The 20,433-nt window shown below is 69.1% G+C and carries 19 protein-coding genes; 6 read left to right on the top strand and 13 right to left on the bottom strand.

Annotated features, from left to right (window positions below; all coding sequences use genetic code 11):
• The first annotated feature begins 19 nt into the window (after nt 1–19).
• Together ABT053_RS10680 and ABT053_RS10675 are read left to right on the top strand one after the other, a co-directional pair.
• Nucleotides 20–1,288 (top strand): MATE family efflux transporter, encoded by a 1,269-nt coding sequence (locus tag ABT053_RS10680; protein WP_350968833.1) that lies wholly within the window; start codon nt 20–22, stop codon nt 1,286–1,288.
• Nucleotides 1,289–1,583: 295 nt separating this feature from the next.
• Nucleotides 1,584–3,242 (top strand): APC family permease, encoded by a 1,659-nt coding sequence (locus tag ABT053_RS10675; RefSeq protein ID WP_350968678.1) that lies wholly within the window; start codon nt 1,584–1,586, stop codon nt 3,240–3,242.
• A 36-nt stretch (nt 3,243–3,278) separates the two neighbouring features.
• On the opposite strand, the gene ABT053_RS10670 is transcribed toward ABT053_RS10675, so the two are convergent.
• The 7 genes from ABT053_RS10670 to rpsF all read right to left on the bottom strand — a co-directional run bounded on the left by ABT053_RS10670 (nt 3,279) and on the right by rpsF (nt 8,306).
• Entirely contained in the window at nt 3,279–4,022 is a 744-nt protein-coding gene (locus tag ABT053_RS10670; RefSeq protein WP_350968677.1) for an amino acid ABC transporter ATP-binding protein, read from the bottom strand.
• Between the two features lie 70 nt (nt 4,023–4,092).
• Nucleotides 4,093–4,959, bottom strand: a complete 867-nt coding sequence (locus ABT053_RS10665; protein WP_350968676.1) for an amino acid ABC transporter permease — start codon at nt 4,957–4,959, stop codon at nt 4,093–4,095.
• Nucleotides 4,960–5,173: 214 nt separating this feature from the next.
• Nucleotides 5,174–6,064 carry an ABC transporter substrate-binding protein gene (locus tag ABT053_RS10660; protein WP_350968675.1) on the bottom strand — a complete coding sequence of 297 codons (891 nt, stop codon included), beginning with the start codon at nt 6,062–6,064 and terminating at the stop codon, nt 5,174–5,176.
• A gap of 511 nt (nt 6,065–6,575) precedes the next feature.
• Nucleotides 6,576–7,022: a 50S ribosomal protein L9 gene (gene rplI, locus ABT053_RS10655; protein WP_350968674.1), complete on the bottom strand. Its 447-nt coding sequence runs from the start codon at nt 7,020–7,022 to the stop codon at nt 6,576–6,578.
• Nucleotides 7,023–7,036: 14 nt separating this feature from the next.
• Nucleotides 7,037–7,273 carry a 30S ribosomal protein S18 gene (gene rpsR, locus ABT053_RS10650; RefSeq protein ID WP_012895699.1) on the bottom strand — a complete coding sequence of 79 codons (237 nt, stop codon included), beginning with the start codon at nt 7,271–7,273 and terminating at the stop codon, nt 7,037–7,039.
• Between the two features lie 101 nt (nt 7,274–7,374).
• Entirely contained in the window at nt 7,375–7,938 is a 564-nt protein-coding gene (locus ABT053_RS10645; RefSeq protein WP_350968673.1) for a single-stranded DNA-binding protein, read from the bottom strand.
• Nucleotides 7,939–8,015: 77 nt separating this feature from the next.
• Nucleotides 8,016–8,306 carry a 30S ribosomal protein S6 gene (gene rpsF, locus ABT053_RS10640; protein WP_030919721.1) on the bottom strand — a complete coding sequence of 97 codons (291 nt, stop codon included), beginning with the start codon at nt 8,304–8,306 and terminating at the stop codon, nt 8,016–8,018.
• Nucleotides 8,307–8,566: 260 nt separating this feature from the next.
• Here rpsF and ABT053_RS10635 point away from each other — a divergent pair, with 260 nt between their 5' ends.
• Entirely contained in the window at nt 8,567–8,878 is a 312-nt protein-coding gene (locus ABT053_RS10635) for a hypothetical protein (RefSeq protein ID WP_350968672.1), read from the top strand.
• Nucleotides 8,879–9,033: 155 nt separating this feature from the next.
• Here the strand turns inward: ABT053_RS10635 and ABT053_RS10630 are convergent, their stop codons facing one another.
• Complete coding sequence (locus ABT053_RS10630) at nt 9,034–9,219, bottom strand: hypothetical protein (protein ID WP_329088054.1); 186 nt, start codon at nt 9,217–9,219, stop codon at nt 9,034–9,036.
• 95 nt (nt 9,220–9,314) lie between these two features.
• On the opposite strand from ABT053_RS10630, the gene ABT053_RS10625 reads away from it, so the two are divergent.
• Nucleotides 9,315–10,073, top strand: coding sequence for a deoxyribonuclease IV (locus ABT053_RS10625; RefSeq protein WP_350968671.1), 759 nt, complete (start codon nt 9,315–9,317; stop codon nt 10,071–10,073).
• Nucleotides 10,074–10,290: 217 nt separating this feature from the next.
• On the opposite strand, the gene ABT053_RS10620 is transcribed toward ABT053_RS10625, so the two are convergent.
• The 3 genes from ABT053_RS10620 to ABT053_RS10610 all read right to left on the bottom strand — a co-directional run bounded on the left by ABT053_RS10620 (nt 10,291) and on the right by ABT053_RS10610 (nt 15,540).
• Entirely contained in the window at nt 10,291–11,433 is a 1,143-nt protein-coding gene (locus ABT053_RS10620) for a putative hexosyltransferase (RefSeq protein WP_350968670.1), read from the bottom strand.
• A 250-nt stretch (nt 11,434–11,683) separates the two neighbouring features.
• Complete coding sequence (locus ABT053_RS10615; protein ID WP_350968669.1) at nt 11,684–12,991, bottom strand: glycosyltransferase family 87 protein; 1,308 nt, start codon at nt 12,989–12,991, stop codon at nt 11,684–11,686.
• Complete coding sequence (locus tag ABT053_RS10610; RefSeq protein WP_350968667.1) at nt 12,991–15,540, bottom strand: transglycosylase domain-containing protein; 2,550 nt, start codon at nt 15,538–15,540, stop codon at nt 12,991–12,993. The genes ABT053_RS10615 and ABT053_RS10610 overlap by 1 nt, the downstream gene beginning before the upstream one ends.
• An 851-nt stretch (nt 15,541–16,391) precedes the next feature.
• Here ABT053_RS10610 and ABT053_RS10605 point away from each other — a divergent pair.
• Nucleotides 16,392–17,066, top strand: coding sequence for a PadR family transcriptional regulator (locus tag ABT053_RS10605; protein WP_344744221.1), 675 nt, complete (start codon nt 16,392–16,394; stop codon nt 17,064–17,066).
• A gap of 32 nt (nt 17,067–17,098) precedes the next feature.
• Entirely contained in the window at nt 17,099–18,178 is a 1,080-nt protein-coding gene (locus ABT053_RS10600) for an inositol-3-phosphate synthase (protein ID WP_350968666.1), read from the top strand.
• Between the two features lie 219 nt (nt 18,179–18,397).
• Here ABT053_RS10600 and ABT053_RS10595 read toward each other — a convergent pair whose 3' ends face one another.
• Together ABT053_RS10595 and ABT053_RS10590 are read right to left on the bottom strand one after the other, a co-directional pair.
• Complete coding sequence (locus ABT053_RS10595; RefSeq protein WP_350968665.1) at nt 18,398–19,402, bottom strand: ABC transporter substrate-binding protein; 1,005 nt, start codon at nt 19,400–19,402, stop codon at nt 18,398–18,400.
• A 199-nt stretch (nt 19,403–19,601) separates the two neighbouring features.
• Nucleotides 19,602–20,306 (bottom strand): GntR family transcriptional regulator, encoded by a 705-nt coding sequence (locus ABT053_RS10590; RefSeq protein ID WP_350968664.1) that lies wholly within the window; start codon nt 20,304–20,306, stop codon nt 19,602–19,604.
• Nucleotides 20,307–20,433 lie beyond the last annotated feature (127 nt).

Raw genomic sequence — 20,433 nt, 5'->3', positions numbered from 1 at the left:
TCGCGACCACGACAGGCAGATCCTGCGGCTCGCGCTGCCCGCGTTCGGCGCCCTGGTGGCCGAACCGCTGTTCCTGCTGACCGACACCGTCGTCGTCGGCCGCCTGCCCGCCCCCGCGCTCGGCGCCCTGGGGGTGGCGAGCACGGTGCTGAGCTTCCTCGTGGGACTGTGCGTGTTCCTGGCGTACGGCACGACCGCGGCGGTGGCCCGGCAGATCGGGGCGGGCGAGACCGGGCGGGCGCTCCGGCAGGGGGTGGACGGCCTCTGGCTCGCCGCCGGGGTGGGACTGGCGATCATCGTGGTCGTCTGGCCGCTCGCCCCCTCGCTGGTCCACCTGCTCGGCGCCGAGGGCGAGCTCGCCCGGCAGGCGGTGACCTACCTGCGGATCAGCCTGCTGGGCGTCCCCGCCATGCTGCTGGTGCTCGCGGGCACGGGCGTGCTGCGCGGCATGCAGGACACCGCCACCCCGCTGCTGGTGTCGGTGGGGGCCTTCGCGCTGAACGCCGTGCTCAACATCGTGTTCGTCCTGGTACTGGGCTGGGGGATCGCGGGCTCGGCCTGGGGCACGGTGCTGGCCCAGTCGCTCGCCGCCGTCGTCTATCTCCTCCTCATCCTCGTTCGATACCGTGCGCCGTTCCGCCCCGACCTGGCGGGCGTGCGGGCGGCGGGCTCTGCCGGGATCGCTCTGATCATCCGTACGGCATGCCTCCAGCTGGTGCTGGCCGTCGCGACCGCCGCGGCCACCCGCATGGGAGAGCAGCAGATCGAGGCGCACACCGTCGCCATCAGGATCTGGACCCTGATGGCGTTCGCCCTGGACGCGATCGCCATCGCCGGGCAGGCGATCACCGGTCGCGCGCTGGGCGCCGGCGACGTGGCGGGAGCCCGCGGCGCGACCGGGCGGATGGTGGTCTGGGGAGTCGGCTCGGGCGTGCTGCTCGGCCTTCTCATCGTGCTGGCGAGGCCGTTCGTGCCCGCGCTGTTCGACGCGGGTCCCGTCGTCGCCGCGGAGCTGCTCGACCTGCTCTGGGTGGTGGCCGTCCTGCAACCCGTCGCCGGGGTGGTGTTCGTGCTGGACGGCGTGCTGATCGGGGCCGGAGACCGGCGCTACCTCGCCTGGGCGGGGGTGTGGACGACGCTCGCCTACCTGCCCGCCGCGCTCCTGGTGGACCTGCGGGGCGGTGGCCTGGTGGCGCTCTGGCTGGCGCTCGGGCTGTGGATGGCGGCCCGGCTGGTCACCCTTTCGACGCGTGCGTACGGCAGGGCGTGGCTGGTGGTCGGCGGTTGAACCGGCGGGACTAAACAGGGAGTCGACAGCCGGATCAACGGCCGAGAAGGCCGGACGGACGCGCCGGGCGGACGCCGAAGCAGCGCGACAGCGGGCGGTTCACCTGTGACGGAGGGTGTCCGCCGGACAGGTGATCCCGGCGTGACACGGTGGTGTCCACCACGTGACCGGATAACCCTTGTCCGGTGCAACTCCCCTGCGGCACTGTGAAGCGAGTCCCACAATATAGGGTTATCAGCCCACCACGATTGGTCACGTCGTGCCCGAAGGTGCTTCCTCGTCGATCGTTCGCCGCATGCCGCCGGACCATGCCACCGGCCGGCTGACCGGTGCGCGCCACGGCCTCCCCACGGCCTATCGCGGGGCGGACCTCATCGTCCTCGGCGTCGGGGTCATGATCGGCGCGGGCATCTTCAGCCTCGCCGCCCGTCAGGCGGCGAACATGGCCGGACCGGGCGTGATCCTCTCCTTCATGATCGCGGGAATCACCAGCCTGCTCGTGGCCTTCTGCTTCGCCGAGCTGTCCTCCGCCATGCCGAGCTCGGGAAGCGCCTACACCTTCGCCTACGTCATCTTCGGCGAGGTCTGGGCCTGGATCGTAGGCTGGGCGCTGGTCCTGGAACTCCTGCTGGCCACGGCCGCGGTGGCCCGCGCCTGGTCGCTCTACGCCGCCCAGATGCTCACCGACTTCGGCGTACGCCTTCCCGAGGTGGTCGCGGGCATGGTCGGCCAGGTCACGGGTTTCGACCTTTTCACGCTGTTCATCCTGGCGATCCTCACAGCCGTGGTCGCCCTGGGGGCCCGCGTCGGACTGCGCACCCTGTGGGTCATCGTGGTCGCCAAGCTGCTGGCCATCGGCGCGGTCATCGTGGTCGGCGCCCTCCACTTCGACCAGCGCAACCTCGCGGCCATCCCGGTTCCGGCGGTGCCCGCGGGCAAGGCCGAGGAGGCCCTGCAATCCCCGCTGCTCGGCCTCCTCCTCGGCCAGACGGGCACGTTCGGCTGGTTCGGCATCTTCGCCGCCTCGGCGGCCATCACCTTCGCGTACATCGGGTTCGACGTCGTGGCCACCGCCGCCGAGGAGTCCGAGGACGCCCCCCGGTCGATCCCGAAGGGCATCATCCGCGGGCTGGTGCTCACCACGGTCATCTACATCGCGGTCGCGGTGATCATGGTCGGGATGACCCCGTACGACAAGATCGCCGCGGACGCGCCGCTCGCCAGTGCCTTCCGCGAGGCGGGCGAGGGCTTCATGGTGCACGTCATCAACGTCGGGGCGGTGCTCGGCCTCACCACCGTCGTCCTGGTGCTGCTCGTCGGCCTGACCCGCGTGCTGTTCTCCATGGCGCGCGACGGGCTGATCCCCCGCTCGCTCTCCAAGATCAACCGTAGCTACCGCAGCCCGACGAGGGTCACGCTGATCATCGGCTTCCTCGCGATCCTGCTGGCCGAGTTCGTGGACGTGCTGACGCTCGAACCGCTGGTCGTGATCGGCGCCCTGTTCGTCTTCATCGCCGTGGCCGCCGGGGTGGTCAGGATGCGGCAGACGATGCCGGACCTGCCCCGGGGCTTCCGCACCCCGCTCTCTCCCGGCGTGCCGATCGCCTCGATCCTCGCCTGCCTGTGGCTCATGGTGAACCTGCAGCTCATCACCTGGCTGTACTTCATCATCTGGATGGCCATCGGCGTGCTGGTCTACCTGGTGTACGGCAGGCGCAACAGCGTCCTCGCCGCGGCGGCGAAGCCCGTCCCGGAGCCTCCGGCGCGTCCTCCCTCTCCGGGGCAGTACCAGTACGGTCCCGTGGACGGGCGGACGGGCCAGCCCTGGCCTCCCGGACCTGCCGGACCTCCCTGGCCTCCCGGACCACCTGGGCCGCCCGGACCTCCGCCCGGCCCTCCCGGCGGCCCCGGCCCAGGATCCACCGCCGGTCCCCGCGGCAGGCACCGCCGCTGAGACCGCGCGCCTCTGAAGCTTTGAAGCGGGAAGAGGTCAGAGGCGCCGGGCGTCGATCACGCTCTGCACGAACTCTCTGGTACGAGGCTCGCGAGGGTCGGTGAAGATCTGCTCGGGAGTGCCTCGTTCCAGGAGCACGCCGCCGTCGAGGAAGCAGACGGTGTCGGCGATCTCGCGGCAGAAACCCATCTCGTGGGTGGTGAGGATCATGGTCATACCCCCCTCCTTGAGCTCCCTGATGATCCCGAGCACCTCCTTGACCAGCGCCGGGTCCAGGGCCGAGGTGACCTCGTCCAGCAGCATCAGGCGAGGCTTGGTGGCGAGGGCCCTGATGATGGCGGCACGCTGCTGCTGGCCGCCGGAGAGCTGGTCGGGATAGGCGCCCGCCTTGTCCGCCAGACCGAACCTGGCCAGCAGGTCGCGGGCCTGCTCCTCGGCCTGCCTCCTGCCCGTCTTGTGCACCTTGCGCGGTGCCAGCGTGATGTTGTCCAGCACGCTCATGTGCGGGAACAGGTTGAACGCCTGGAACACGATGCCCATGCGCTTGCGCACGTCGTCGGGATCGGTCCTGGCGTCGGTGATCTCCTCACCGTCCAGGGTGATCGTGCCGTCGTCGGCGGTCTCCAGCAGGTTGACGCAGCGCAGCAGGGTGGACTTGCCGGAGCCGGAGGCGCCGATCAGGCAGACCACCTCGTGCGGCTCGACCTCCAGGTCGATGCCGCGCAGCACGCTGTGGCCGCGGTAGTTCTTCCACAGGCCCTCGATGGACAGCAGGCTCATGCCCTCTCCTCCCGTGCCGCCGTCTCACCGGGCGGCGGGACGCTGCCGCCGTACGTCCCGATCCGGCCGCTCACTGGCCCCGCCGCCGCTGCGAACGGGCCGCCAGGTAGTCGGTGAAGCGGGCCATCGGGATGGTGAGCAGGATGAACAGCAGCGCCGCCGCCAGGTAGGGGGTGTAGTTGAAGGTGCTGGCGACGTGGATCTGCGCCTGCCGCAGCGCCTCCAGGGGGCCGATCGTGGCGACGAGCGCGGTGTCCTTCTGCAGCGAGACGAAGTCGTTGAGCAGCGGCGGCACCACCCTTCGCACGGCCTGCGGCACCACCACGTAGCGCATCGTCTGGCCGTGACTCAGCCCGAGGGAGCGGGCGGCGGCCCGCTGGCTAGGGTGCACCGACTCGATCCCGGCCCGGAAGACCTCCGCCACGTACGCGCCGTACGAGAGGGTGAGCGCGATGATGCCCAGCGTCGCGAGGTCCGTCGGCGTGCCCTGCAGGCCGAGCGCGGGCAGGCCGAAGCCGACGAGATAGATGACGAGGATCGTGGGCACGCCGCGGAAGACGTCGGTGTAGATCACCGCGAGGGCGCGCAGCGGGAAGAACACCGGCGCCGTGAGGTTGCGGGCCAGCGCGACGAGCAGCCCCACCACGAGGATGAGCGGCTCGGCGATCAGGAAGATCTTGATGTTGAGCAGGAACCCGCTCAGCACGTCCGGCAGCGCCCCGGTGAACTGGTCGAGGTCGAAGAACGTCTCCCGCACCCGGGGCCAGCCGGGCGAGGTGGTGAAGAGCCAGAGCAGCAGGACGATCACGAGGATCGTCGAGACCGTCGCGACGGAGCCCGACCGGATCGACGACCTCCTGCGGAGCCGCTCCCGCTCGACCTGCCGCTCGCTCCTCTCCCAGCCGGTGGGAACCTCCAGGCGCTCGTCGTTCCTCATCGGGCGCCGCCGCCGTGACGCGGACCGTACGCGCTCCGCGACCGCGGCCCGGTCCCATTCGTGGACATGCGCGCGGGCGGCGCCGGAAGGTACGCGCTCCGCGACCCGGCTCCGCTCGTGGACATGCGCGCGGGCGACGCCGGAAGGTACGCGCTCCGCGACCCGGTCCCGCTCGTGGTCGTGCGCGTGGGCGACACCGGAGGGTACTCCAGGGTCACTTCAGCTCCGGCGCGCCCGCGGCGGAGCCGAGCCACTCGGTCTCGATCTTCGCCAGCTCACCGGAGGCGGTCAGCTTGTCGATGGCCTCGTCGACGCAGCCCACCAGCGGGCTGCCCTTCTCGAAGACCGCGCCGAAGACCTCGGGCTCCCCGGAGGCCGTGCCGAACTGGCCGACGATCTTGGAGTTCTCGACCTGGGCGGCGGTCACGTAGAAGGCGGTGGGCAGGTCCACCACCACGGCGTCGACCTGCTTGTTCTTCAGCGCGTTGACGGCGTCGATCTGCTCGTTGTAGACGTTGAGCTCGGACGACGGCTTGATGACGTCCTTGACCGCCTGCAGCGAGGTGGTGCCGATCTGCACACCGATCTTGGCGTCCTTCAGGCCCGCCAGGTCCGTGGCGGAGGCGACCTTGGAGCCGTCCAGCGCGACCACGGCCTGCTTGACCGTGTAGTAGCCCTTGCTGAAGTCGACGACCTTGGCCCGGTCGGGGGTGACCGAGACCTGGTTGACGTCGAAGTCGAACTGCTTGGCGCCCGGCGCGAACGCGGAGTCGAACTTCACCGTGGCCCAGGTGACGTCCTCCTTGGCGTAGCCCAGCTGGCCCGCGATGGCGTAGGCGACCGCGCTCTCGAAGCCCTTGCCGTTGGCGGGGTCGTCCTCGCTGAACCACGGGTCGTAGGCGGGCTTGTCGGTGCCGATGGTCAGCTTGCCGGGGGTCTTCAGCGCGGGGCTGTCCTTGGCGCAGGCGCTCGCGGCCGTGGAGGCGGCACCGGAGGCGCCTGAGGACGCGGGACTCGCCTGGGTCGTCGTTTCCGAGGCCGGCGCACAGGCCACCGCGGTCGCCGCGAGGGCACCGAGCGCGAACAGCGTCGAGGGACGGACCATGACAAGACCTCCAGGGCGAAGCAACGGTTCCCGAATTGTATGTACTCGCGGTGACCTGGGGTAACGGGGTATCAGAATATGAAATTTCCCCGGCGGGAAAGAGGGTTTTCGTCGGTCCCCACGGGCCTGTGGAAGGACCGGGATCTCCGGACGCGCGGGAGGACCCGGGCCTTTCGCGCCGGCCGGAGAGCCCGGTTGTCCCGCTGACTCGCGGGAGGCCGGCTCGCGGGAGAACGCGGGCCCCGGGCCCGCTGAAGAACCGAGCCCGCTGAAGAACCGAGCCCGTGGAAAACCGAGTCCGCAGGAGAACCGAGCCCGCAGGAGAACCGAATCCGCGGGAGAGCCGGGTTTTCCGGGCCCGCGGGAGAACCGGGAAAGGGGACAGAGGGTCCGCGAAAGGACGAGGGGTCCAGGAAGAGGACGACGGACCGGTGGAAGGACAGCGGACCGGTGAAAAGGACAAGGGCCCCTCCCCGCGAGCGGAGAGGAGCCCTTGGTCACACGGGGCCTGTCAGGCCGCGACGACCTCGACATCGAGGGACGCGGAGACCTCCGGGTGCAGCTTGACGCTGACCCGGTGGGAACCGAGGCTCTTGATCGCGGAGGCGATCTCGATGCGACGGCGGTCGAGCAGGGGGCCACCGGCGGCCTTGACGGCCTCGGCGACGTCACCCGTGGTGATGGAGCCGAAGAGGCGGCCGGACTCGCCGGCCTTCGTCTTCAGGACCACCTTCAGGGCCTGCAGCTGGCCGGCGACTTCCTTGGCGGTGCCGAGGTCGCGAATCTCGCGGGCGTCACGGGCCTTCTTGATCGAGGAGATCTGCTTCTCGCCGCCGCGCGACCACAGGATCGCGAAGCCGCGGGGAAGCAGGTAGTTGCGGCCGTAGCCGCTCTTGACCTCGACGATGTCGCCGGGGGCGCCGAGGCCGGTGACCTCACTGGTGAGAATGAGCTTCATCTGTCCGGACCTCCTTAGCGCGCGGTGCTCATGTACGGCAGGAGCGCCATCTCACGAGCGTTCTTGATAGCGGTCGCCACGTCACGCTGGTGCTGGGTGCAGTTGCCCGTCACCCGGCGGGCACGGATCTTGCCGCGGTCGGAGATGAACTTCCGAAGCAGCGCCGTGTCCTTGTAGTCGACGTAGGAGATCTTGTCGTGGCAGAACAGGCAAACCTTCTTCTTAGGCTTGCGCAGTGCCGGCTTGGCCATCGTGGTGCTCCTTTCAGAGCCCCGCCGTCAGGCGGGAATGGTCGCTGCGGATATGGACTGGGATGCCGGGACGCGGTCGTGGCCGTCCCGGAGGGGCGTCCCTAGAAGGGCGGCTCGTCGCTGAAGTCGCCGCCGCCGAAGCCGCCGCCACCCTGCTGCTGCTGACCGCCGCCGCCCCCGTAGTTGTTGCCACCGCCGCCGGAGAAGCCGCCACCTTGCGGTGCGGCCGGCGCCGCGGAGGCCCACGGGTCGTTGGCGGGGCCGCCGCCGAAGCCGCCACCGCCGCCACCGCCCTGACGGGCGGTCTTGTTGACCTTGGCGGTCGCGTTTCTCAGGGAGGGGCCGACCTCGTCGACCTCGACCTCGTAGACGGTGCGCTTCTCGCCTTCCTTGGTCTCGTAAGACCTCTGGCGGAGCCGCCCCTGAACGATGACCCGCATGCCGCGCTGGAGGCTCTCGGCGGCGTTCTCCGCCGCCTGCCGCCAGACGTTGCAGGTCAGGAACAGGCCTTCGCCGTCTTTCCACTCGTTGGTCGTCTTGTCGAGGAACCTCGGAGTGGACGCGATGCGAAACCGGGCCACCGCTTGCCCCGTGGGGGTGAAGCGCAGCTCCGGATCGTCGACGAGGTTGCCGACGATGGTGATCGTGGTGTCGCCTGCTGCCATGGCTAGCGCTGCCCTTCCTGCGGCCTTCGCTGGTTATCGGCTCAGAGTACGGCTGCCGCCCGACAAAATGCCGGAGATTAGTGCACGTCCGGGCGCAGGACCTTGGTGCGCAGGATTCCCTCGTTGAGGTTCATCTGCCGGTCGAGCTCCTTGACCGTGGCGGGCTCGGCGCTCAGGTCGATGACGGCGTAGATGCCCTCGGGCTTCTTCGCGATGTCGTAGGACAGCCTGCGGCGACCCCACACGTCGACCTTCTCCACGGTGCCGCCGTCGTTGCGGACGACCGTGAGGAACTGGTCGAGGGAAGGGGCGACCGTACGCTCATCGAGCGAGGGGTCAAGAATGACCATCACTTCGTAACGGCGCATGCTGACTTCCAACCTCCTCTGGACTCTTGCGGTCACGACACCGTGCCGTGACAGGAGGACGCTGACGTACGCCACCTCGGGCTCCCATTTCGGCGCTCGGGGTGGAGGGTGGGCCATGACACACCCATTCGACGTAGCCGTGCCAGCCTACCAGTCCGGCAAGGGTTGGGCCGTCACCTCGCCGGGCACGTCCCCATCAGGGAAAACGGGCGTGTCCCCACGGGGACGCGCCCCTTCACGGGGAAAGGGGGGCGGTGAGGATGTCACGTGCGCCCGGACGCGGCCGGAGCGGGCCGTCCCGGTTCAGGCTGAACAGCGACGGGCGGCGCCACCCCCTGGAGAACGTGCTGAGCGTCGGCACGATCCTCTGCGGATTGATCGCCTTCGTGACCGGATTCATCCCCTCCGCGCACCCCGTCGCGTCGTTCCTGGGGGTGCTGGGGTTCGTCGGCGGCCTCTACTCCCAGTACATCTCCGCGACGACGCCGGAGCGCGCGCTGAACATCGTGGGCATCGTGGCCTCGTTCGTCGGGGTGGCCTTCGGCATCCGCCACGGGGGTTTCCTCCCCTAGGGCCCCGAGCCCCCGGGGTCCCGGGCGCTGGGCTCCCCGGCCTGACGCGGCCACACCGGCGAGGGCCGGGCCGAGAGGCCCGGCCGGATCACGCGGCACGCGAATGGGGAACGGAGAACGGGGAACGGGGAACGGGGAACGGAAGCGCGGAGCGGCTAACCCGCCAGGCGCAGGTCCACTCCCAGCAGGATGAGGAACCACAGGAAGACCGCGAGAAGGGCCTCGGCGATGTCCTTCAGGAGCGCGGGGGTGATGTAGTCGTACACCCAGGCGACGTAGATGCCGATCAGGATGTAGATGAGGCCTATGAGACTGATCCCTCTGCGATAGCGAGCAGCCACTTGGAACTCCTTGGGGTTGGCCCGTGGGGGCGGGCGGTGGGGCGCGACCTGCGTCTGCCCGAGCCCTCGGCGTTGAAACGGCTACTCTCGGATACATGCCGCTTATCGGAGCTCATGTCGATCAGGACGACCCGCTGGCGCATGCCAGGTCACGCGACGCGGAGGTCGTCCAGTTCTTCCTCGGTGACCCGAAGGGGTGGAAGGCCCCGGTCATCGGCGAGAAGACGCGGGAGATCAAGGACTCGGACGTGGAGGTCTACGTCCACGCCCCCTACGTGATCAACGTGGCGACCGCCAACAACCGGGTGCGCATCCCCAGCCGCAAGCTGCTGAGCGCGCACCTCGCGGCGGCGGCCGAGCTGGGCGCCCGGGGGCTGATCGTCCACGGCGGGCACGTCGGCGCCGGGGACGACCCGCAGAAGGGCTTCGACAACTGGCGCAAGGTGTTCGAGCGCCTGGAGGAGCACGAGGTCCCCGTGCTCATCGAGAACACCGCGGGCGGCGGCAACGCGATGGCCCGCAAGCTGGAGCGCGTCGCCCGGCTGTGGGACGCGCTCGACGGCTTCGACGTGGGCTTCTGCCTCGACACCTGTCACGCTCACGCGGGCGGCGAGGACCTGGCGGACGTGGTCGAGCGGGTCATGGCGATCACCGGCAGGATCGACCTGATCCACTGCAACGACTCGCGCGACGCCTTCGACTCCGGCGCCGACCGGCACGCGAGCCTCGGCTCCGGCCAGATCGACCCGGAGCTCATCCTGGGGGTGTGCCGGAGCGCGAACGCCCCGATCGTGGTGGAGACCCCCTTCGACGGCCAGGCCGAGGACATCGCCTTCCTCAGGACGAAGCTCTAAGAGGCTCCACGTGGCTCTACGCGGCTCTACGCGGCTTTAGGACGAGGCTCCGGCACGAGAACTTGGGAAAGCTCCAGGACGAGACCTGGGAAAAGCCCGGGACGAAGCCCCAGGTCAGGCTCCGGCGCGGCTCCGGGCCGGGAATTGATCCACAGCCTGTGGATAACTTCATGGGATTACTTTTTCCGGGAAGTGGGTAAGGAGCCATCCCCGCGGCTCAGCCCACCCAGGCCCCGTCGGCGAAGATCAACACGTTGAGCGCCATCAACGGGCCCACCACCAGCGCGTAGACGACGATGATCCATCGTCGCCACGGCGCCGGTCCGCCGCTCGCCTTGGCGATGAGGATGAAGAGCGGCCACCACAGCAGCGCCGAGCGCGGGACCGACAGATAGTAGGCGGAGCACAGCAGGGCGCCCACCTGGAGCCCCACGTAGACGAACTCGCTCCATCTCCGCAGATAGAGCAGGACCAGCACGAGCCCCACCCCGACGATCGCCCCCGCGATCTCCAGCCGGAACGCCCAGGCGAACCGCCCGTCGCCCGCGGTGGCGTTCCAGGTCGTGATCAGCGACTCCCAGGGCCACACCAGGTGGCGTCCCCATCCGGCCTCCTGCGCGCTCTTCCAGGCCAGCCAGTCGCCCGTACGGGAGTACTGGTACGCGGAGTAGAGCGCCAACGGCACGAACGGGAGGAGCAGCCACGCCGCCCGCCGCAGGGGCTGCCTGCGGACGAGGAACTCCACGATCAGCGCGACGGCCAGGAACAGGCCGGTGATGCGTACACAGGAGGCGCCCGCCGCCAGGGCCGCGGCGAGCGGCCAGCGGCCCCGGCGCGCCGCGAGCCAGGCGGGGACGGCGAAGGCCAGGAAGAGCGACTCGCTGTAGCCCGCGAACAGGAACACCGCCATCGGCCAGAGCAGCAGCGCCAGCACCGCGCGCCTGCCGGTCCCCTCCGGCCCCTCGAACTCGGCCAGCCTGGCGAGCGCCGCCATCGCGACGGCACCGGCCACCAGGGAGATCAGCAGACCGGCGATCGTCCAGTCGTCGATCACGAGATGCACCACGCGGAGCATCAGCGGCATCCCGGGGAAGAAGGCGGGCAGCCCCTTGTCGGGCTCGCTGCCCGGGGCGCCGTCGTAGCCGTGCTCGGCGATGGTGACGAGAAGACCCGCGTCCCAGTTTCGCCAGCGCTCCAGGAACGGCTTCGGCAGTGCCTCGCCCTCCATCAGCGCCTGGGCGCCGACGGCGACCAGGACGACGATTCCCAGCCGGGAGGCGAGCCAGAGCAGCAGCCCTTCCGTCGCGGTGTCGCTGTCACGCGAAGAGGTGTCGCGCGGGGGAGCGGGAGGAGTGGTCACAAGGTCGGATTGTCCCGGATCACCTCGGCGGACCGCCAGACTCGGACGCTCGCTGAACAGCCCCACTCCGCCTCCCGCCACCTCGCCGGACCCGCCGGGCGCTCGGCGAACGCCCCCGTCCCGGCCCTGCCACCTCGACGAACCCGCCGCGCGGACGCCCCGCGGAGCCACACGAACGCCCCGCGGACGTCCGGCGGACGCCCCCGCACGGACGCCCCGCGGACGTCCGGCGGACGCCCCCGCCCCGGCGCTAGGAGAGCGCGAGCCGGAAGCGGTCGGGTGCCCCGTCGAAGACCCCGCCCGCCTGGTCGTCGGTCCCGTCCTCGCGGATCACGTCCTTGTCCGGGACGAAGATGTCCCGTACGACGAACGCCATCATGATCAGAATCGTGATCGCGCGGGCCCACACGGCCGTGAAGTAGGTGTCGCCCGCGATGCCCAGGGCCTCGTTGCCCGGCTGGATGCCGACGAGGTACAGCCAGATCGCGAAGAAGTACCAGCACTCGGCGAGCTGCCAGAGCGCGATCGGCTTCCAGCCCGGCCTGGCCAGCACCGCGAAGGGGATCAGCCAGAGCACGTACTGCGGCGACCACACCTTGTTGGTCAGCATGAACGCCGCCAGGGTGAGGAAGCACAGCTGCATCAGGCGCGGACGGGTCCTCGCCGTCAGGGTGATCACGGCGATCGCCAGGCAGAACGCGGCGAGCGAGACGACGCCCAGCTTGTCGAGGAGCTCGGAGTCGCCCAGGATCGGCCACTGCTTCTGGTTGAAGAAGTACCAGATGGAGCCCCAGTCGGCCGGTCGCTCCTGGCTGAAGACGTAGAACCTCTTCCAGCCGTCGAAGGCGAAGACCATGATCGGCACGTTGACGACGAGCCAGGCGCCCGCGACGCCGCCGATCGTCTTGAGGAACGGCACCCATCTGCCGGTGCGCAGCGTCAGCAGGAACAGCGGGCCGAGGAACATCAGCGGGTAGAACTTGGTGGCGATCGCCAGGCCCAGCAGGATGCCCGCGAGCCACTGCCTCCGCTTCGACCAGGCCAGCAGCGCGCCCAGCGCGAGGGCGTTGGCCGCCAGGTCCCAGTTGATGTACGCGGTGAGGATGAGCGCGGGGGCCAGGGCGTACCAGAGCGCGTCCCAGCGCCTGGCGGGACCGGCGAGCGTGGCCATCAGCAGGACGCCGACGACCAGGCAGATCGCCATGAGGATGACGGTGAGGTCGTAGAACGCCGTCCCCTGGTCGCTCATCGGGGTGACGATCCGGCGGAAGAACTCCATGATCCCGCCGATGCCGACGGGGTACTCGACCGGATAGTCGAAGTAGGGGATCTTGCCCTCGTTGAGCTTCTCGTTCCACCACAGGGGATAGATGTCGGTGTAACAGAAGTTCGTGAACTGCAGGGTCCCGTGGTTCCACGCCCCGTCGACGCGGCACGGCCACTTCCAGAACCAGGCCAGGACCGCCCCCAGCCCCGCGAACAGGGCCAGGGGCACGTACGGGATGGCCCGGGTGCCGAATTCGGGCAGCGGGCTCCGCGGCGACAGGAGGTTCTTCATCAGGGACGTCGTCCGCTCGGGGAGGGGGTCGGGACGAGTGCGGCGGCGGGCGTGCCGGGGGCGCCGACCGCGCCCGGCGAGCCGCCGTTCTGTTCGAGCTCGCCGTTCGGCGGATCGTTGCTCGGACCGCCGTCGGTGCCGACGTCGCACGAGCCGTCCCAGGGCAGGCACTCGCGGCCTTCGGGCTCGCCGGGACCGCCGCCGTCTCCGCCGCCGTCGTTGTTGTCGTCGTTCGGCCAGCCGCCGTCGTCGCCGTTCTCGTCGGGGAACGGGTTGGTGTCGTCCATCGTCGGCGTCGGGCTGGGCGTCGGGCTGGGCGTGACCAGGTTGTTGCGCGTCCCGGTGTTGGCCCTCGGCGGGAACTGCAGGACCTCGTCCTTGGCCGTCACGACCTGCATGTAGTCGTGCCAGATCTGGGTCGGGGTGCCGCCGCCGCCGATGAACTCGGGCATGCCCTCCTCTTTCCAGAGGATGTTCTCGTTCTTGATCTTCGAGCTCGGCAGGCCGTACTTGTTGACCTTGAGCTTGCGCGTCCCGGCCCTGTTGTAGGGCACGTCGTTGGACATGCCGACCGCGGTGACGATCTGCGGGGTGAAGCCGACGAACCAGGCGTCCTTGTAGCCGTTGTTCGTGCCGGTCTTTCCGGCCACCGGCCGCGTGCCGAGGTTGGCGGCGCCGCCGGTGCCGCCCCTGACGACCTGCTGCAGCGCGACGGTCGTGTCGGCCGCGGTCTCGGGGGTGATGACCTGCCGCTCGCCGAGCTGCTCCGGGAGCACCAGGGTGCCGTCGATCTTGGTCACCTTGGTGACGGTGTGCCAGCCGAAGTGCTTGCCCTCGTTGGCGAAGATCCCGTAGCCGCTGGCCTGCTCGACCGCGGTAACCGAGGCGCTGCCGATGGTGACCTGGTACTTCTGCTCCTCGATCGCGTAGTCGACCGCGTTCTTGCGCTTGTAGAGAGGGTTGTACTTGGTCGTCTCACCGACCCCCGCCTCCTTGGCGATCCTCGCCACCTCGTCGAGGCCCACCTCCTCACCCATCTGCGCGAAGACCGTGTTGACCGAGCTGGCCATGGCCCTGACCATGTCGATCGGCCCGAACGCCTGGTTCCCCGAGTTACTGATCGGGGTGGTGTTGGGCATCTCGATCGTCCGCACGCCGTCGACCAGGCTGTCGAGCGACTTGTCGTTCTCCAGCCACGCCGCGAGCACGTAGGGCTTGAACGCCGACGCCGCCTGCTTGGTGGAGTCGAACGCGCGGTTGACGGAGTCGTTGACGAAGTCGTCGCCGCTGTAGAAGGCGAGCACCCGGCCGTTCTTCGGGTCCACCGAGGCGACCCTGGCGTGGATGGTCCGCGCCAGGCCGGCGGTGCGGGCCTTCACCGCTTTCTGCGCCGCCTCCATCATGCCCTTGTCGAAGGTGGTGTAGACCTTGTAGCCGTCGGTCTCCAGCTCCTCCTGGGTGATGTTCCGCCCCTTGAGCTCCCGGAGGACGATGTTGAGCATGTAGCCCTTGAGGCCCTTGTAGGTATTTCCGATCGCGACCTTCTTGAACTTCAGGTCGTCGAAGGAGCTTCCCGCGTACTTGCCGTACGCGGCGGGGTCGAGCTCCCCCATGTTCTTGATCGCGGCGTTGAACCGCCACTTGATCGCGGAGTAGTCGCCGGACTTCTCCTGGACGTCGAAGGCGCTCGGGTTCTGGACCCGGGCGGCCAGGTAGGCGCCCTCCGGCACGGTCAGCTCGTCGACGTCCTTGTCGAAGAACGTCTTCGCCGCCGCCTGGATGCCGTGCGCGCCGCGACCGAAGTAGATGAGGTTGAAGTACTCCTGGAGGATCTCGTCCTTGGTCTTCTCCTTGCTCAGCTTGACCGAGACGAAGATCTCCTTGATCTTGCGCTGGATCGAGACCTCCTGGCTGAGGCCCTCGTAGTAGCCGCGCGCCATCTGCTGGGTGATGGTCGAGGCGCCCTGGAGCTGGGTGCCGCTCACGGTGCTCCAGAGCGAGCGGGCCATGCCCGCGATGTCGATGCCGCTGTCGGTGCGGAAGGTCTGGTTCTCCAGGGCGATCACCGCGTCCTGGACGTGCTTGGGGATCTGCTCGAGCTTCACCGGGACGCGCTGGACGCCGATCCGCGCGATCTGCGTCTTCTTGTCGCGGTAGTAGATCACGCTGCCCCGGTCGTCCACGCTGTCCTGCGCGGAGTTGGGGATGGGCGTGTTGGCGTAGGCGACCGCGATCATGCCGAAGACGCCCGCGCTGAGGACCACGAAGCTGGCCATGACGATCTTCCAGTTGGGCAGGAAGCGCGTCCACCGCCTGGCCTTGGGCTCGTCGTCGTCGGGGCCGTCTCCCCCGGGGCCGCCGGGGCCCTCGGGACCGCCGGGCCCGCCCGCGGCGGGACCGCTCGCGCCACGCCCGCGGCGCCTGCGCCCGCCCTCGCCCGGCCTCGAACCGGCGGAACGCCCGCCCGCCTGGGCGGCGAGCATCGACTGGGTGTCCTCGAAGGCGGCCTCGGCGCGACGTCCGGTCGGGTCGGTGTCGCGGCGGCGCATCTCACCGGGGGCACCGGGACCGCCGGGAGCGCCAGGAGCACCGTGACCGGGACCGCCGGGAGCGCCGTGGCCACCGGGAGCGCCAGGGCCGCCAGGGCTGCCAGGGCCGCGTGGCGGCATGCCGCCGGGGGCGCCCGCGTCGCGCCGCGGCGGTCCGCCGGGCTGCTGGGACGCGGCGCCGGGGTAGGGCATCCCGCCGGGCTGGGACCCGGGCTGGGGCATCATCGCAGTCCGGGGATCGGCTCCCGCTCCCTGCGGGGGCCGGCCCTGCGGAGCCTGCGGTGCCTGCCGGGAAGAATCCCAGCCTGCGCCGGTTTGGGGGTTTTGTGAGGGGGGAACTGCACGGGGAGCGGCTCCTGGGCTTGAGCGACGGCGCCGCCCCTGGCGAGCCGGCCCATCGGCGCCGTCCTGGCGCCCGTCCGGCTCCGGGTCATTGCTGTGGCTGTAACTCACGCGTCCTCGTTTGGTCATCGGGGTCTACGACGGCGTGCAGGCGGGCGAGACTACCTCCCGATCATCGGAGATCTCGCCGCCTTGGCTCACTGGTAGCCGGCCTATTCGGGTGGATCTCCGTTCCCGGTGACGAACGAGATCGTCGAGTGGTTCCGGCAACAACCTTGGCAGACCTCTCCCAGGTTGACGCGGGATTCCGGGTATTGGAAAGCGGTCCACGCCGCGCGAGGACCGTGTCCCACGACCGCCTGCTGTGACCACATACGCGCCAGACTACGGCCTTTTTGTCGTTTGCTCCCAACCACTTGGGAAAGTCGCTGATTGCAGCCTTATGTTGGATGGACGTATCCTGTCGATGTATCGGTTCGATACATCGACGCGAGAGGTGGTGGTTTCCAGTGGCCGGCGGACGAGGCGGCGTGCTGGAGCTGGCCGTGCTCGGGTCGTTGCACGAGACCCCGCTCCACGGCTATGAGCTGCGCAAACGGCTCAACGCCCTGCTCGGCATGTTCCGGGCGTTCTCCTACGGCTCCCTCTACCCGTGCCTCCGTCAGTTGCTCACAGACGGGCTGATCGTCGAAGACGGCGACGCCGCCGCGGCCACCACGGCCGCCGACAGCGCCATCGTGCTCCCCGGCCGCCGTTCGAAGATCGTCTACAAACTGACCGCGGAGGGCAAGGAACGCCTGCAGGAACTCCTCACCCAGGCAGGCCCGTCCGCCTGGGAGGACGAGAGCTTCGGCGTGCACTTCGCCTTCTTCAGGCACACCGAGGCCGAGGTGCGCCTGCGCATCCTCGAAGGCCGCCGCAGCCGGCTCGAGGAGCGTCTGGACGCCGTGCGCACGGCACTCGCCCGTACGCGCGAACGGCTGGACAGCTACACCCTCGAGCTCCAGCGTCACGGCCTGGAGTCGGTCGAACGCGAAGTGCGCTGGTTGAATGAGCTGATCGCCACCGAACGGCGAGCATCGCCGCCGGAGGGGGAACGGCGGCCCGCGCGAGATGAGACGTCCAGGGCGCCCGCGCCAGGGACGGGCACGACGGGGCGGCATGCCACCCCGGAAGAAAACTGACCACTGAGAAAGAACAAAGGGGAGCGAGTGCCATGGGTTCGGTGCGCGTAGCCATTGTCGGTGTAGGCAACTGTGCCACGTCGCTCATTCAGGGCGTGCACTACTACCGGGACGCCGACCCCGGTGCCCGGGTGCCGGGCCTGATGCACGTCAAGTTCGGCGACTACCACGTCGGTGACGTGGAGTTCGTCGCGGCGTTCGACGTGGACGCGAAGAAGGTCGGGCGTGACCTGTCCGAGGCGATCGTGGCCTCGGAGAACAACACGATCAAGATCTGCGACGTGCCGCCGCTCGGCGTGACGGTCCAGCGCGGCCCCACCTATGACGGTCTCGGCGAGTACTACCGGGAGATGGTGGAGGAGTCCGACGAGGCCCCGGTCGACGTCGTCCAGGTCCTCAAGGACAGCCAGGTCGACGTCCTCGTCTCCTACCTGCCGGTGGGCTCGGAGGAGGCCGACCGCTTCTACGCCCAGTGCGCCCTCGACGCGAAGGTCGCGTTCGTCAACGCGCTGCCGGTGTTCATCGCCTCCGACCCCACCTGGGCCCAGAAGTTCGTCGACGCGGGTGTCCCGATCGTCGGTGACGACATCAAGTCGCAGGTCGGGGCGACCATCACGCACCGCGTGATGGCCAAGCTGTTCGAGGACCGCGGCGTCGAGCTGCTCCGCACGTACCAGCTGAACTTCGGCGGCAACATGGACTTCATGAACATGCTGGAGCGCAAGCGCCTGCAGTCCAAGAAGATCTCCAAGACCCAGTCGGTCACCTCGCAGATCCCGCACGAGATGCAGAAGGCCGACGTGCACATCGGCCCGTCGGACCACGTGCCGTGGCTCGACGACCGCAAGTGGGCGTACGTGCGCCTGGAGGGCAGGTCCTTCGGCGACACTCCCCTCAACCTGGAGTACAAGCTGGAGGTCTGGGACTCCCCCAACTCCGCCGGAATCATCATCGACGCGGTGCGCGCCGCCAAGATCGCCCTTGACCGGGGCATCTCCGGGCCGATCCTGTCGGCGTCCTCGTACTTCATGAAGTCACCGCCGGAGCAGTACTCCGACGACGAGGCGCGCGACTACGTGGAGAAGTTCATCCGCGGCGAGGTCGAGCGCTGACCTTCCGGCGTCGCACGACGATCGAACGGTGAACGGCGAGATCCGAAGCGGTGAGACGTGCCGGATCGTCGGGATCGACCGGCGCAACGGCCGGGCGCGAACAAGGCAGACAAGATGGGGGCACCACCGGTCGTCTGACCGGTGGTGCCCCCATCTTGCGCGTGACACGGGAGCGGGGCATCTCCCGGCCCCGCGATCGCGCCACGGTCGCCCAGGCCGTTAGCCTCGGACCGCTGTGGGCCCGCCAGACTCCCACCTGATGAGCACGGGTCGGTGGCCGAGCTGCGTACCGGTGTGAGGGTCGATCTTGAAGGCGCCGAACAGCGTGGTCGTCTCCAGTGACGCGGCAGCCGCCCACAAGGCGTCGCGCCCTGTGTCACCGGCTGCCGTCGCGCAGTGAGCCGCGATGGTCGCGGCGGCCACCGCCTGGACGGCCGGGTAGTCAGGGAGTGCCCCGGCGCGGTCTTGATAGGCGGCGAGGAAGTCAGGTTCGCCGATGCCCATTTCGGCCGGGTCTCCGGTGCCGGGGAACCACTGTCCGACCCCGTAGATGCCGTGAGGGTCGTGGAGCGCCTGGCCGAACTCGCGGACACCCGCCGCTATCGCGCACACCGCCTGTGGTGGCGTAGGCAGTGATCTGGCCCACTTGATCGTCTCGATGTCCTCTTCGAAGGCGCCGGTACAGAGGAGGGCCCAGGCGCCCCCGGTTGTTCGTGGCAGGTCGTCCCCAGGGCCGAGCCGGACCGTATCGATGCCGAGGGAATGCGCGATCACCTCAGCACCGGCGGCCACCTGCCGTCCGAAACTGCCCTTGCCGCAGACGATCCGTACGGGGAGTGCCTCGGTTTCGGCCAGATGTCGCAGGAACGGCTCCGCGTATCGGCTGGTAGGTGTCAGGACCGAGACGACGTGTCCGGGGTGGGCCGCCTCGACGTCGTCACCTGACCCGCCGTGGTTCCAGACCAGGCGGTCGAGCTCGGCGGCGACGTCGCCGGCCTTGCGCATCAGCTGGGTCGAGTACGGGCCGAGCAGGATGTCGCAGCGATCCGCCAGCTCGCGGAGGGATGCCCGCAGAACTGCGGGGTCGCTCTGGTCGTCCTGGATCACTAGGTTCACCGCGCTGTTCGAGGTGTGCCAGATCTCCAAGCCGAGCTGGGCCTGCTTGCCGAAGCGGGCATGTTTGCCGGAGAGGGACAGACAGGCGCCGATGGTGAGGGGCGTCATCGCATCTTCACCTCGTTTCGGAACTCGTGGCGGCGGTCACGCTTCCCAGGCGTTGCCGCCGCGCTGTACGAGGGCGCGCATAAACGACACAGGGGCGCCCGTCGTGTGCCTCACAAGGAAGACTTCAGTCCGGGATGGTGAAGGCGTACGACCATACGAACCGGCTTGCCGCGTGCACGCCCCGGGCGTACTCGACCACCTAGCCGTCAGCCGTACGAGTCACCCGGCGCACCTCGACGACGGGTTCACCTGACGGAAGATCGAGAAGTAGTGTCTCGTCGGCCGTGGGCATCCGAGCATGGAGCTCTTCGGCGATCTCGTGGGGCGAGAGGCCCTTGTCGGCCAGCACCCGGAACCCACCGCCCTGCCCGGCGATTCCCGGCGAAGGGTCGACCAGGGGCGTGCCTTCGACGTCGCCGGGACGGTAGTACGAGGTCATCGTGTGAGTGGGGATGTTGTCGCGGGTCATGACGCGGGCCCGCTCGTACACGGAAGAGCCGACCTCGACACCGAGCGCGGCGGCGGTCAGCTCGTCGGCGGCGACCAGGGAGACGTCTTGTGTCTGATGTCCCTGCTGTTGAGCCGACCCGCTTTCCGGATGCTCGGAGGCGAACACTTCGACCGTGGTCCGCTCCCAGCGGTGCCGGGCGTAACGGTCCGGTCCGAGGCGCCGAATCGGATGCGACTCGCGTACGTAGGCACCCGAGCCGTGCCGGGTGACCACCAGCCCTTCCGTTTTGAGCTGAATCAATGCCTTGCTGGCCGTATTGCGGGACACGCTGTAGCGATCGGCAAGATCCCGAACGGACGGCAGCTTCCCACCTGCGGGCAAGCGGCCAGTAGCGATGTCGGCCCGCAGGTCAGCCGCTATGCGACGTGCAGGCGAATGCTCATCTATATGCACACGAAACACCCTACCTAAGTGTCATACGCCATTTCCTTGACGGCCGCCCTGGCCTCCCCTAACGTCTAGTGTCCTACGACACTTTAAAAGCGGACTCGCCCGGCGCTTGCGACGTCCGGACGAGCCC

The organism is Streptosporangium sp. NPDC002524 (assembly GCF_040295985.1).
Taxonomy (GTDB): domain Bacteria; phylum Actinomycetota; class Actinomycetes; order Streptosporangiales; family Streptosporangiaceae; genus Streptosporangium.
This window is presented reverse-complemented; position numbering and strand designations above follow the sequence as displayed.